The organism is Pontiella sulfatireligans (assembly GCF_900890705.1).
Lineage (GTDB): Bacteria > Verrucomicrobiota > Kiritimatiellia > Kiritimatiellales > Pontiellaceae > Pontiella > Pontiella sulfatireligans.
On record NZ_CAAHFH010000002.1, the window covers coordinates 839,084 to 852,901 of the forward strand.

Below are 13,818 nucleotides of genomic sequence, written 5' to 3' on the forward strand. Positions count from 1 at the left end.
TTATTGCGTGTTGAAACGGCGGTGGTTAATCCGGTACTTGAATTCGAAAAGCTCTTTTGCAATCGAGCGGAAAAACTTGGACTGACAGGCCTTGAATATCATTTTTTCGCTGAGCGGGAATGCATATTCCTTGTTCGCTCTGAGTTCCTCAATTTCCGAAAAGTCCCCGCTCAGCAATGCATAGCGGTTGCAATTTTTGATCTTCCAGGAACGGGCTTCTTCCATCGGAAGATTGTATTTTTCCCCCACCATCAAGCCGAGATTGGACGCCCCGTTGACAAACTTATATTTTTTCTCGGCGGAGCATGAGTTCGAATCCGATTCCAACAAGATCCGGTACAGCCCAAGCGCCTCATCCTGATAATAGAAGGAGCCATAGTTCACTAGCTCGCACCAGGTGGTAACATCGCCCATCGGGCATGTCTGGAACGCCTCTTTATTCTTCTCGAATATTTCTAGGACATCGGCGGTTTTCATGAATGCGGTGCTAGCGGCGATTGGATAGCGCCTCATGATCAAATCGTATATGAAATTTTCTCTGCTGGAACCGTCCAATAGCCCCGCTGTGTCTTCTTTATCGGCGTTGTTGATTCGTTTCCCAGAAGCTTCGTCAATCTTGTCATAATTTGAATGCACCAAAGAGACCGATGGATTTGCCTCCATGACATCAAACTGCTTCTGCAGCTTAAGCGGGTCGATCCATGCGTCATCGCCATCGCAAAGAGCCAGATATTTCCCACTACACGCCTTAGTTGTTTCAATGTAGTTGTACACGCCCTGCGACAAATAAGCATCTCGTCCATCTTCGGACTGCGATCTCAGAATCAAGTTAATGCGGTCTGGGTATTTTTCCGCATACTTGATGCATATTTCACGGGTACCGTCTGTAGATTCATCCTCGCCAACGCATATTTCGTACGGGAAGTTGGTTTCCTGGAAAAGAAGGCTGTCCAGGCACTCGCGAATATACGGTGCATGGTTGTACGTAATCAGGCAGACGCTGACCACAGAGTCATCTTGTCTCACATCAAACTTCATTCTAGGCAACCTTTAAATCCATGAGGCGAAGTTTTCCTCGCCACGTCCAACACCCATTGATTCAGCTTCCCTTTAAAAAATTAACCAACCCAGAAAAGATGCTTTGGGCACCTAAAATGTTGAGCATGTTCGGTGCCAACAAAAAGCGACGGGAATCGTGACACAGTATTCCTAGATATAACAACCAATTTAGACGAACGAACCAACCACAGATGTCACTTAAATTCTCCAAACCGATATGCAGGGAAATAATTCGTATTTTCCTGCCCTTGCAACGGCGCAAGAGCATCATACCGAGCTGAATTCGTAATCCGGCCACAAAAGTAAACAGGATGGGTTTCACTGCTCCATCCTTTCTTATATCGGCTCAAGCCGTCGCTGTTCGCCCCGGACAGCCCTGCCCCGCCACCAAGGTCGAGCTTTCGTGCCGTTCCTGAAAAGTATTTCGCGGCATAATAGTCCATCGCATAGAACGCGCCCACCTTATAGCCCTTGTCGCTGACCGCTCCCAAATGGCAATGAACAACATTGCCTTGCATGTAATACAGCTGCGCGCCAACAATTTCTCCTTGATGGAAGGCCTGATGAACAATGATTTCAGGCATGCGCAGCTGCTGCTCAAACGCTGTTCTCGAAAAAGCCCGAATGCCATGAATGTCGTGGCGCCGGCTCAGGGTTTGGTATAATTCAATCCAGCGGTCAGCAAACCCCGCAGGATCTTTGCACACTTCAACCTGGATCTCCTTCAGTGCCGAGCGGGCTTCCTTGCGGTGGTGGTGGCTTCCAATTTTTCCCCCAAGTTTATCCAAGTCCACGATATAATGCACCTTGTAGGGATTCACAACATCGAAATCCCTTTCCAGCTTTTTCCGTGAATATGCACCAAAGGGGTCTGCTACGATCGATACACTGATAATCTCTTCCGGCAAGGTCGCCAAATCTTCGTTAAGCAAAGACCAATCTTCGCAAAAGAACAGCGGATAGCTTCCCATGGCGTCAAAATCGGAGGTTCCAGGTATGCTTCGTTTGAGTAAATAGCCACCGCACCGGGGAAGGTGGATCAGCTCCCCGAACTGACTCAATGATTCGGCATAGGCGCGGTTCGCATAACCCTTTGATTTTTCATGGCCTGTAGACATCGCGCTCACAACTCCGCCACCGGTTGCGGGACGGTTTCAGGACACAAATCTGGCGGCTGTTTTTTTGAGATGCTCTTCAACATTATTTTCACCTTTTTCGCCAAGTGAAAACCGGCGAGATATCCGTTTTTCCAGCTCATTTTACGAACCACAACATTTTCAGTGCGTTCCAGCCGGCTTGCCCAGGGGTTCACATAGTCGGCAAAACCGGCGAGATAATCACCTTCCACAAAACCCTTCCCATGAAAGTTCTTGATGAACCAGCAAGAGTTCACCATGCCGGGCGACATGTCGGCATAGGCCGGAGAATAGGTTCCGTGGCAAAAATAAACCCGGTCCAGATAGACATATGCGACCTCGATGGACACCACAGTATCCCGGTCATGCATCATCCCGAAATAGAGTTGCCCTTTTCCCATAAGCTTGGGAAGGAGCTCCTGATAGAAGTTCCTGTGCCTGGCCACCATCTCCCCTTCCTTCCAGCTCCGAATTTCGGTTTCGATGTATTGCCCCAGACATTGCTCAAGATCCGCAGGGTCGCTGGTAATCCTGTATGACAAGTTCTCGCCTAAGGCCCGTTCCAAGCGCCGGCACCTTTTTCTCAGCTTGCGGTGCCGGCCCCAGAACTCCTCCCACTCCCCGCCGAGATTGATGATCGGAGAATCCGGTCCGGCCTTCATGCGGTTGAAGTAGCGGGGGAAGGAAAACAGCTTGGATAGGTTATGCGGCAGGTAGGAGCCGGCGATCAGTTCATCAAACTCGATCATATCCCACGAAGTGAATTCAGTTTTGAGATATTCGCAGAAGCGCGTCCAGCATTCGGCCTCGCGGCTGCGGTCGATGATGGGACAAGGCTTGTCTACTTCGGTGGCATTGGGGGTGAGACCATGCGAAACCACCTTCAGGCCGACGTGGTGGATTTTTCTCGACCACACGCTGAGGGGAAACACTGCAAGGAGGGACTGGGTGCCGGCATCCCGAAGCAGCAGAAAAAAAACATCCTCGCTCCCCTTGAAGTGGAGACAGGAGGTGTAGACATAGTCGAAGGTTGAGAAGATGGTTGGCCGGACGCTGTTCTTGTGCAGTTCTTCCCACTCGTCTTCAAGCCCGGCCAGTTCCGGGCCAAAGCCCACTTTTTCAACCTGAATCCTTCCGTTCACGGACTCGTCCCCAGTATCATTTCAAGGTCGATGGTCAGATCCGCGTGCTCCATGACAGACGGCCTGTGGGAAATAAAAATGATCGTCAGGTCGTCCGTCGCCTTCAACCGGTTCAGAATCAGGGTCTCGGTTTTCAGATCGAACGCATCGGTGCTTTCATCCAAAAGCAGCATCCTTGGTTCGCGGTACATGGCCCGTGCAAGCCCCACCTTCAGAACCTGACCGCTGCTGAAGCATAGGCCGTCCTCGCCATAGACCGACTCGTAGCCGTTCGGCAGACCGCACAGCAACTCGTCGAGATCGACCAACCTGCACACGGCATGCACCTTCTCGCGATCGATGTCCTCTGCCTCGATTCCCAACGCAATATTCTCGTAAAGACTGGCCTGGATAATGTTCACGTTGGCCGGCACAAGACCGATCTGCCGCTTCCATGATTTGCTCTCAAAGGCATTGATCGGCTGGCCATCGCACGCAAGAGTGCCCTTGGCTGGGTGGTACAATCCTGCAACCAGATTCATCACGGTCGATTTGCCGCACCCGGTCTTCCCTTTAATGCAGGTGAACCGGTTCACCGGAAAGTCGAGATTCAGCCCATCCAGATGGAACGGCGCATTTTTCGAATAGGCAAATGAAACGCCGCAGAGGGCGATGGTGCCGGCGGGCCATTGCGCCGCATGAGCATCTTCTTCGGATTCATCGATCATCACCAACGATTTGGCGACGTCTTCGAGGATGGCCGTGTCATACCAGATGCTCTTGATCCTGCTAAAAATGCTGGCGACTGTGGGGATCAGGCGATAGGCGGCAACGGCATACATTCCGATAATGGTCACGGGCTGGCCACCTTCTGAAGCGAAAACAGCAAAATAAAGCGCTACGGACAGAATCGCTCCAAATGCAACCACCTCTAGAATTTGCTGGGGAAGCTGACTTACCAATGCGCTTTTTACGCTGACCTTGACCATCTGCCCCGAAGTATCAGAAAAGCGCCGCACAAAATAGGGCGCGATGCTGTTCATTTTAACCTCTTTGTTTAACTTCAAGGCCTCTAGCACATGGCTGTAGAGCGAGGCCTCAAGCTTGGCATACCGCTTGCCAAGGAAGTCGAGCTTACTAGAGGTGATATGATTGATCAGATAATGGATGAAAATCAGCGTCGAGAAAACCGCCAGCGTAACTTTCCAGTCGATCCAGAGCAGCAGGCCGACCACAAAAACCGAACCGATGATGTCTGAAATCAGATCCAGCATGGAAAAGAGCGTCGAAATAACCACCCGCCCTACATCGGACAACACTTCCTTGGCTCGCTCCCCGCTTTTTTTCTTCTCAAACTCCAGCACATCAATGCGAAGATAGTTCCGTAGCAGCCGCGAGGAAAACTCCTGGTTTTTAGTGGCGCCGAACAGCACCCCATACCAGCTTTCAAAGACGGAAATCGTGTTCCCGACAATCAGCATGCCCATCGCAATCAAGCCAAAAGAAACCACCACGCCGGCATAGCTTTCGATTCCCGTCGCCTGCGTGAACATCAGAATGTATTTGTTCGTGTCCAGAATTTCGGGTTCGGATATCAACCCAATGAATGGAAGAATGGAGGCGATGCCTGCGGCATTAATGAGGCCATTGAGTACTGAAATCGCAAAAATAAGCGCAAGCTTTCGCTTATCTACTGCATCCAGCAAATCATAGACTATACGGAATTTTTCAAGAAGATGCATCTACACCCTGTCTATGGCTTTTCCACAACCAAATATCTTTAAAAAGTCGGTGGGAACCTCAGCCCCCGCCATTATTCAGCCGACCTCTCTCAGAGGGTTTGCTGCTACTGATCCGTCCAACCTTGAAGCTCGTAGACAACGGGTGTGACGTTCGTATAATCTTCATGAACCCAATAGTTTTCGCGCTTGACCACGTAACCGCCTGGTTGGATCCATTCGCTATATCTGCGATCTGGATATTCGTACAGCCAAAGCTCGTAATCGCCCACGCTGTCGATCTGGATGCAACCCGTATAGTTGGTGGTACCGATCGAAACAGTTACGTTCGTTGCCACGATTTCCGAATGGATTGTTGTATGGGGAGAGGAAGCAACGAAAGACCACGTTGTTCCAACCGGACCATTTTCCCAGACCAAATCTTCCTGCATTGGGCCACGCGTCAACTCGGAATCAAGAACATATGCGGCATCCTCGTCCACACGCAGGAATACCGCACCTCTGGATTGGGCTCCATCGGGTATCTCATCTGGGGCATTATACCATTCCTCGGTCCAAATCGTGCGGTAATTGTTGGTCTGCAAAGGCATATAGGTATCGCCCATAACCTGAACCTCTTCGATCCACGTTTGATTAGCCTGGTTGGTGATGGAATAGCGGTACGTGCGACCGACCGGGGCGTTGAGGAACAAGCCGTTGGTCCAGCAGGTAAGCCGGAAGGCCATGGGAACCTCGACATCAACGATTCCGTTCGTGCTCAGACTGTCCCGCAAGTGCGACCAGTCCTTTTGCCAGCCCGTAGGGGAAGTGAGGGCACCTGACCACTCTACTGTGTAGACGGAATTCGACGGGACGCTTGCCGTCAATTTTCCGTTTGAATCCAAAGAGTCAATGATGACCTCCTGCGCATAGAGCGACACTGAGCACATCATGAGTATTGCCGTAACGAGAATCGATCCTGTCTTCATTTTGAGGCTCCTTCTTTCCTTGTTTTATATAATCTCAATCATCTACTGTATTAACATGAAAGGTGAACATAAGCACATAAACCCTCCGCTAGGCAATTCATTAAACTCGGCTTGCTCGCCTGAAAAAGTATCCGCCACGCGCCGCAAAAACAAAAGAAACCTATACAAATTCCCGCTGAGCCTTTTCGCTGAACTTATTCATTCTGAAAACCAAATCCCTGCATTGATCGACATCGAGCAAAAGTGCTTTCCTGAACTTATGCAGGATCTGCGCCAGAATTTTGAGGATTTTATTCAGGACGAATATGCCTCCGGGCTGATTCTATACAAGGACGACGTTCCCATCGGCTACATGATGGGCTGGCACATCCACGAAGAAAACTCGGCGCAGGCGCTTAAGACCAACGAGTTCATCAAAGAAAACGAAGACCGCACTTTCTACATCTCAAGCCTTTCCATCATTAAAGAGTACCGCTCCGTCCTAGCTCTGGAGTTTCTCATCCATGAAATGGCCGCCTTGCTGAAAAGCATCGACTATGACTATTTTGTTGCCTTTGTGAGAAAGCGCCACGGCCTGTCGCGCCTTTTGACGCGCCGGTTGGCAGGCGAAATTCTCCACACGGTTGATGACTGGGAAGAGACCGGAGAGGCCTTTGACTATTGCCTAGTGAATCTGGAGAGCATTCCCACCCTGCCCGCCTGGGCCGACCAAATCGTCACATGGTTGCGCCTTATGCGGCGCAAACTAAAACGCATTCGAACCGCTTAGCCGTCCTTCCTCTCCTGACTGCCCGGCTGCGAGGGAATCCAATTGCCTACGTCGAGGGATTCATCGATCTCCCATTTACCGATTCGCGCGGGTTCAGTAATCGTGGTTTTGATTAGCTTAAGGTATTGCTTCCGCGGAATATCCTCATAGCCCAAGCGACGGAAATGTTCCCAGAACCACTGGATATCGTTGAGCACGAACCCCCAATGCTGCAGATGGCAGTTGAGATAGGCAACCGCCACTTTGCTGGCGTTGTTCTCGCGGTGGAAGGCGGACTCGGAAATAAACAACTTTCCCATATCCATGCCAAACAGGCCGCCGACCAACTCGCCCGCCTCGTTCCAAACTTCGATGGAATGGTTCTGCCCCCGCCGATGGAGCTCGAGCGCTACCTCGATGCGCTCGGGAATAATCCAGGTCGCCCCTTCGCGCTCGCTACCTTGGCCGCAGGCGCGGACCACCTCTTCGAAGGCGGTATCGAACGTCACCTTGTATTTTCCGGACTTGATCAACGGGCGCAGCCCCTTCTTGAGCTTCATCTTTTCAAGGAACAGCACCATGCGCGGATCGCACGAACACCATTCGATCGGCGGTTTCTCGTAGAACGGATAGATTCCCTTGGAGTAGGCATAAAGCAACGTCTCAGGCGTCATTTCTCCGCCATAGGCCAGCAGACCGAAGAACGGGGCTTTATAGCCCATCCAAATCGGCGGAAACTGCCCCTTGGGCGGCGGACGGAAAATCTTGCTTTGGTAGAACACCTGGGCTTCGACAACATTTTGAACCGTGTCTACAAACCAAGTTTGCAACCGAGGATGGTTCCCCAAACGCTTTTCGGTGCGTTCGAACCAGTTGGACTCTCTACCCAGCAATGCAATAGCTCCTACTTGCCAATGACATAGTTGCCGATGACCAGCTTATCGAGCCCGGTCGAGAAGAAACAGCGTATCGCGTCCATCGGCGATTCCACAATCGGTTCGCCCATGACGTTGAAGCTCGTATTCAAAACCACCGGCACACCGCTCAGCTTGCCGAATTCAACCATCAGGTCGTGATAGAGCGGATTCATTTCCCGCCGTACGGTCTGCACCCGGGCACTGCCGTCAACGTGGGTGACGGCCGGGATGCAGTCCCGCTTGTCCATCTTTACATCGCATACCTTAAGCATAAAGGGCGCCTCCACCTCCATTTCAAAATAATCCTGCGCAGACTCGGCCGGAACGGACGGCGCAAAGGGACGGTAGGCCTCCCGGTGCTTCACTTCCGCGTTGATCTTGTCCTTCATGCCCGGATGCGTTGGATCGGCCAGAATGCTTCGGTTGCCCAACGCCCGCGGACCGATTTCCATCGCCCCTTGGAACCATCCGATAATGTGGCCCTCGTGCAAAAGGCGCGCCCCCTCGGCGGCAATGTCGTCGTGCCAGACAGCGCTCAACTTGCATTCCTTTATGAGAACATCAATTTGCTCCTTGGAATAGCTTGTGCCGACATACGGGTTGTCGTGCACAAAATCCCGATCATTACCCAAAAGGCCGTTCCAGACATAAAAGGCGGCACCGATCGCGGTGCCGTTGTCGCCCGCCGCCGGCATGACATAAAGATCCTCGAACCCCGATTCGCGGACAATCCGCCCGTTCATAACGCTGTTGAGCGCCACCCCGCCCGCCACAACCAAATGCGTTGCGCCGGTTTTGCTCTTCAGGTTGCGGCAGATTTCAAGCGCAGCTTCTTCCAGTGCGCGTTGGAACGCCGCCGCCACATCAAGATGGTGCTGTTCAAAAGGCTCACCATGCCGGCGCGGCCGCCCGAATATGCGTTGAAACTCCTGGTTGCAGTACGGGCGCCTCCAATACTGGAAATTGAAGCACGATAAATCGATATCGATAGAGCCGTCGCGTCCAACCTTCAGAATCTCCGATGCTCGATCACCAAAAACCGAAGGATCGCCGAGCGATGCAAGCCCCATCGTCTTCCCCTCGTCATAGTTGGGCCTGAACCCGCAAAACTCCGTTGCCGCCTCGTAGAACGAACCGAACGAGTTCGGGAAAAAGCTCTGGTTGTAGCATTCAACCGTCGTGCCTTTGCCGTAGCCCACAAACGAAGTGGCCCACTCGCCGGATCCGTCCAACGAAAGCAAAGCGGCGTCTTCATAGGGCGAAACGTAAAAACTGCCGGCGATGTGCGACATATGGTGCGGCACCCAGTGGACATCCGGCCGCTTCTGCTTGTTCGGCCAATTGCCGAAATACCAGCCCCAGAATTGATCCTGGCGGTAGCGGAAAGTGCCCACCTCATGGCTAAGAAACGGCTTTATTCCTTTGCCGATCCCGAGCGAATACGCCGCCTTCTTTTCCCAATGCAAAGTGGGCTTGATCGATACGGCAACTGCATCAATATCCTCAAAAGTCAATCCACTGATCTCGAGACACCGCCGGATGGCAAGCCCAGGAAATTCATCCGTATGCTTTTCCCGCGACAGCCGTTCCTCCTCAATCGCAACAACCAGCTTACCGTCAACAACAATGCAAGCCGTGGAATCGTGGTAGAAATAATTAATGCCTAGAATATTCATTTGTCCAATATATGGATGCCAGACGCCCGAGTCTACCCCGAAAGCGCCCATGCATCCATCGATCTCCCTGCTCCGCAATTAAGTTGCAATTCATTTATGAATAGCATCAAGTCAACATATGAAGCATTTGGAATGCCAGATTCTCCCTAGCAAAGAAATCAAAACGCCCGCGAACCGAATCGTCGGAATCGATTTGGCGCGGGCGGTGGCCATCATTGGAATGATGATTATCCACTTTAATGAAAACACGGGAACAATCCCCTACTCCGGACCGGATTGGCTGGTCTGGATGGCCTATCAAATGGAAGGGCGCGCGGCTGTTATTTTTGTTATTCTTGCCGGCATAGGCATGTCGCTCATGGCGGCGCGCACACGAATATCCAACGACCCTGCCGAACGGCAGAAAGTCCAAAACACCCTTTTTAAACGCTCAATGATCCTATTCGTTTTCGGACTGCTTTTCCACGTGATCTGGAATGGTGACATTCTGCACGTTTATGGAGTTTTCATCGCCATCGGAGCCATGCTTCTTTTTGCCCCGGCAACCTGGCTTTTGATCGGAACGGCCCTGCTGAACGTCGGGTTTTTCGTCATGTTGCTCGCCCTTAATGGCCGTGGTGGTTGGAGCTACGATTCCGGATGGAACTGGGACGCACTGTTCTATACTGACTTCTACACCCTGAAGGGATTTGTGCGGGGCATCGTGTTCAACGGGTGGTTTCCCATCTTCCCCTGGCTGGGGTTCTTGTTGGCCGGGATTTGCCTGGGACGCATGGACCTTCGCAGTCGCTCCCTGCGCCTGCGCTGCATGTTTTGGGGAGGCGTCGCCGCCTTGGCCGCCTATCCTGCATCATGGCTGCTGGTGCACCATATCGGCCCTAAATGGATGCACTTGCCCTTTGAGTTTTCCTATGCGCTGTTCGGGCTCGAATGCCTGCCTCCGAATCCCTTATTCGCATTACAAGCGGGCGGTGCATCAATCTTCATGATTGCGCTTTGCCTTGAAACCGCTGAATGCTTCCGCAACGCACGCTGGCTGCAACACTGGGCCCTATTCGGGCAGTTCGCCCTCAGCATCTACATCGGCCATGTTATCTTCGGCATCGCCCCGCTCGAGTATCTGGGATGGACACATAAAACCCTGCTGATTTCGGTTCCAACGGGCTTGGTTTGCATATGCATTACACTGGCGCTGTGTCTATTGTGGCGACGCCGATTCCCGCGCGGCCCGCTTGAAATGGTGGTTCACCGCCTTATTAAAACAAATCCGCAAGCCAAGGCGCTTGCCGAATCCGCACCTTAAAACCGACAACGCCTATCCTTGAAAGACTGGTGCTTTCTGGCACGATGGCGTCAACAAATGGATTCAGGGAAACATCGAGATATGGCGAAATACACGCAACGGGGCTCAACCGCGCTTGACCAATGCATCGACGGACATCTTCGGCGGATCGCCGAAGTCGCGCAACCGCATGCCCTGGCCGGAATTCTCCTCGGAGGATACGGACGCGGCGAAGGCTCGCCGTTCATCAACCCCGATGGAACCCAGTCTCCGTTCAATGACTATGATCTGATCGTGGTGGTAGACAAAAAAAGCAAAGAGCTCCGCCGGAAACTCAACGCACAGGAAACACAGCTAACCGAAGAACTCGGCCTGCCAGTCGATCTCTGCCCCTACATAAGTTCACACCTGCGCAGGTGTGAATTTTCGTTGCTCAACTATGAAATGAAATATGGGCACAAGGTCGTCTGGGGCGATGAAAACATTCTATCCGCCATGCCGGACTATCCGCACAGCGCCATCCCTTTCTCCGAAGGAAGTCGCCTCCTGCTCAACCGCGGCAAACTGCTGCTCGACATCCAGCAGAGGCTCGCCGAAGCGACGCCCCTCACCGAAGAAGAGCGCATCCGTTTCATCAAATTCATCCATAAAGCCCTGCTCGCACTCGGCGACTGCGCTCTGCTCTCCAGCAGTCAATACGACATTTCCTATCATGTAAAAAAAGAGCGTATTCAACACATCGGCAACTGCCCTGCCCGCACCTCCGTGATCAACGGCTTCTTGAACGCCGTCGAGCTCAAGGAATGGGGCGATTTCCAAGCATTGGAAAACTACGATATCGCAAGGGAGTTCAATCGGGTGCGGGAAATATTCCTGCGTTTCATGTCATGGTACCGGGCGCAGCATGCCCAACGCGAATGCTCCATCCCGAAAGCCATTGCCCTAAACCTGAAATGGAACCGCACCCTCGATACGAACCATCCCCGCGAACGGCTTTACGACGCCATCCTTGGATTGCTGGGCAACAACCCCATCTGTTCCGCCGAAAAGTTCTACCAACTCCAGCGGCGGTTTTCCTGATGAAGACCAAAAAGAAAAAGCTGAGCCTGTTCCTGTTCATCGACGCCTTTGGCTGGGAGATGAAGCAGCGCCATCCCGCATTTTTGAAGGATCTGATCGAAGACAGCAAGTCGCTCGAAACCATTCTTGGCTACTCCTCCGCCTGCGACCCTTCCATCATTTCCGGGTTGACGCCAAGCGAACATAAGCTGTGGTCGTCATACTACTACGACCCCGCCGGCTCCCCCTTTAAGTGGACGAAGCCGTTGCAAATCCTCCCCGACTTCATTTTCCGTCGAGGCCGCGTTAGGCACCACCTCAGCAAATGGATTAAGAAACGTTGCGGCTTCACCGGCTATTTCCAGCTCTACGCTATTCCATTCAAGCATCTGCCACTGTTCAACTATGCCGAACAAAAGCGCATATGGGAACCGGGAGGCCTCCCTTGCGGCGAATCCATTTTTGACCGCATGGCCAAGGAAGGCACTCCCTACTACGTCCACGACAGCGGCGTGGGCGACGAGGTTCGCCTCGAACGGCTTCAATCGCATGTCCAGCAGCAGAGCATCGACTTCGCCTACTGCTCCCTTGGGCGCCTCGACGGCCTGATGCACGCCGTCGGCAACGACCACCCCGACATCGGCAAACTCATGCTGTGGTACGACGACAAGATCCGTGCGCTGCTCGACGCCGCCGAAGAAAACTACGAAGAGGTTTCCTGGCATCTCTTTACCGACCACGGCATGCACAACGTTAACGAATCCTACAACCTCATCGCCGACGTCGAAGCACTCGGCCTTCAATGGAACATAGACTACGCTGCCTTCTACGACTCCACCATGGCGCGCTTCTGGATCTTGGACGAGAACGCGCGCGGCCCCATTATCCAATGCTTGGCAAACCACGCGAAGGGCCGGCTCTGTTCGGATGAAGAGCTAAAGGAATTCGGGGTCTGGTTCGACGACGGCCAATACGGCGATCTCGTCTTTCTGATGAACTCCGGCATTCAGATCGTACCGAGCTTCATGGGAGCCAAGCCCTGCAAGGGCATGCACGGCTACCACCCCTCGGATCCGGATTCATTCGCCTCGCTCTCCTCCAACCGCCCCATCCCTGAATCCATCACCAAAATACAGCACATCCACCAGCTCATGCTCTCAGAGTTGGGCCTCGAATAATTACGCATTACCAATTACGGATTACGCCCCATGGAAGAACTGACCCCCGATCCCAAATTACTGCTCGAACTCGCTGAAACAAAAATGCCCTTCGGTAAATATGCCGGACGGCTGCTCATCGACCTGCCCGAGCCCTACGTCGTTTGGTTCAAACAAAAGGGTTTCCCCTCCGGCAAACTCGGCAAGCAGCTCGAAACCGTCTACGTCATCAAAGCCAACGGACTCGAGCACCTGTTCGATCCCTTGAGGTAACATCTAGCTGCCACGATCGTGGGTCTTAGATGTTACCCTAAAATCCACACTTGGGATTTCCATTGAATGGTAGTTACCCCTATGCTGTCGCCAATATTACATCAGAAAGGAACTATTATGGACTCACTCGAAGGGAAGAAGGCTCCGGCGTTTACGCTAGAAGGGAGCGACGGCAAGAAACATTCGATCAAGGATTATGCAGGAAAGAAGGTCGTGATTTATTTCTACCCGCGCGACAACACACCGGGCTGCACCAAGGAATCGTGCGGCTTCCGCGACCTGAATAAGGAGATCGGCGATTTGAATGCCGTGGTGCTCGGCGTCAGCAAGGACAGCTTGGCTTCCCACGAAAAGTTTATCGGATTGTTCGACCTGCCGTTCGTACTGCTCTCCGACCCAGAAACCAAGATGATGGCCAAATACCATGCGTGGGGTGAAAAAGTGCTCTACGGCAAAACCAGCATTGGCTGCATCCGCTCAACCGTCATCATCGACGAAAAGGGCAAGATCATCAAACACTGGCGCAAGGTGCCCAAAGCCGAGGCCCACCCGGCCAAAGTTCTGGAAGTGCTCCAAGGCCTGTAGACCTCCAAACCTTGAAAAACAAAAACGCCACCGGCTCACCGGTGGCGTTTTCTGTAGACGAGTTCCATGAACTCGTTCCGCGATCACGGATCGCGGCC

The 13,818-nt window shown here is 52.6% G+C and carries 13 protein-coding genes; 6 read left to right on the plus strand and 7 right to left on the minus strand.

Going from position 1 to position 13,818, the window contains the following annotated elements; translation table 11 throughout:
* The 5 genes from SCARR_RS16510 to SCARR_RS16530 form a co-directional block, all read right to left on the minus strand.
* Positions 1-1,038 carry a glycosyltransferase gene (locus tag SCARR_RS16510; RefSeq protein ID WP_136062771.1) on the minus strand — a complete coding sequence of 346 codons (1,038 nt, stop codon included), beginning with the start codon at positions 1,036-1,038 and terminating at the stop codon, positions 1-3.
* Positions 1,039-1,253: 215 nt separating this feature from the next.
* Complete coding sequence (locus SCARR_RS16515) at positions 1,254-2,177, minus strand: GNAT family N-acetyltransferase (RefSeq protein WP_136062772.1); 924 nt, start codon at positions 2,175-2,177, stop codon at positions 1,254-1,256.
* 5 nt (positions 2,178-2,182) lie between these two features.
* Complete coding sequence (locus SCARR_RS16520; protein ID WP_136062773.1) at positions 2,183-3,337, minus strand: GNAT family N-acetyltransferase; 1,155 nt, start codon at positions 3,335-3,337, stop codon at positions 2,183-2,185.
* Positions 3,334-5,058, minus strand: a complete 1,725-nt coding sequence (locus SCARR_RS16525) for an ATP-binding cassette domain-containing protein (RefSeq protein WP_136062774.1) — start codon at positions 5,056-5,058, stop codon at positions 3,334-3,336. Before SCARR_RS16525 ends, SCARR_RS16520 begins: the two co-directional genes overlap by 4 nt.
* A 104-nt stretch (positions 5,059-5,162) precedes the next feature.
* The gene (locus SCARR_RS16530; protein ID WP_136062775.1) at positions 5,163-6,023 is read right to left on the minus strand and encodes a hypothetical protein; all 861 of its coding nucleotides are present in this window, start codon (positions 6,021-6,023) and stop codon (positions 5,163-5,165) included.
* A gap of 55 nt (positions 6,024-6,078) precedes the next feature.
* On the opposite strand from SCARR_RS16530, the gene SCARR_RS16535 reads away from it, so the two are divergent.
* Positions 6,079-6,792, plus strand: a complete 714-nt coding sequence (locus SCARR_RS16535; protein WP_136062776.1) for a hypothetical protein — start codon at positions 6,079-6,081, stop codon at positions 6,790-6,792.
* Here SCARR_RS16535 and SCARR_RS16540 read toward each other — a convergent pair.
* Both SCARR_RS16540 and SCARR_RS16545 read right to left on the minus strand, forming a co-directional pair.
* The gene (locus SCARR_RS16540) at positions 6,789-7,664 is read right to left on the minus strand and encodes a leucyl/phenylalanyl-tRNA--protein transferase (RefSeq protein WP_136062777.1); all 876 of its coding nucleotides are present in this window, start codon (positions 7,662-7,664) and stop codon (positions 6,789-6,791) included. The two genes, SCARR_RS16535 and SCARR_RS16540, sit on opposite strands and share 4 nt — an antisense overlap.
* An 11-nt stretch (positions 7,665-7,675) precedes the next feature.
* On the minus strand, positions 7,676-9,415 hold the full coding sequence (locus SCARR_RS16545) for a carbamoyltransferase family protein (protein WP_222846343.1): 1,740 nt from the start codon (positions 9,413-9,415) through the stop codon (positions 7,676-7,678).
* A 67-nt stretch (positions 9,416-9,482) separates the two neighbouring features.
* Here SCARR_RS16545 and SCARR_RS16550 point away from each other — a divergent pair, with 67 nt between their 5' ends.
* The 5 genes from SCARR_RS16550 to SCARR_RS16565 all read left to right on the plus strand — a co-directional run bounded on the left by SCARR_RS16550 (position 9,483) and on the right by SCARR_RS16565 (position 13,720).
* Positions 9,483-10,667, plus strand: a complete 1,185-nt coding sequence (locus SCARR_RS16550; protein ID WP_136062778.1) for a DUF418 domain-containing protein — start codon at positions 9,483-9,485, stop codon at positions 10,665-10,667.
* 57 nt (positions 10,668-10,724) lie between these two features.
* Entirely contained in the window at positions 10,725-11,726 is a 1,002-nt protein-coding gene (locus tag SCARR_RS28245) for a nucleotidyltransferase domain-containing protein (RefSeq protein WP_168433377.1), read from the plus strand.
* A complete protein-coding gene (locus SCARR_RS16555) occupies positions 11,726-12,883 on the plus strand; it encodes an alkaline phosphatase family protein (protein ID WP_168433378.1) in 1,158 nt (385 codons plus the stop codon). Before SCARR_RS28245 ends, SCARR_RS16555 begins: the two co-directional genes overlap by 1 nt.
* 30 nt (positions 12,884-12,913) lie before the next feature.
* Entirely contained in the window at positions 12,914-13,135 is a 222-nt protein-coding gene (locus tag SCARR_RS16560) for a DUF3820 family protein (RefSeq protein ID WP_136062780.1), read from the plus strand.
* Positions 13,136-13,252: 117 nt separating this feature from the next.
* Positions 13,253-13,720, plus strand: coding sequence for a peroxiredoxin (locus tag SCARR_RS16565; protein WP_136062781.1), 468 nt, complete (start codon positions 13,253-13,255; stop codon positions 13,718-13,720).
* Positions 13,721-13,818 lie beyond the last annotated feature (98 nt).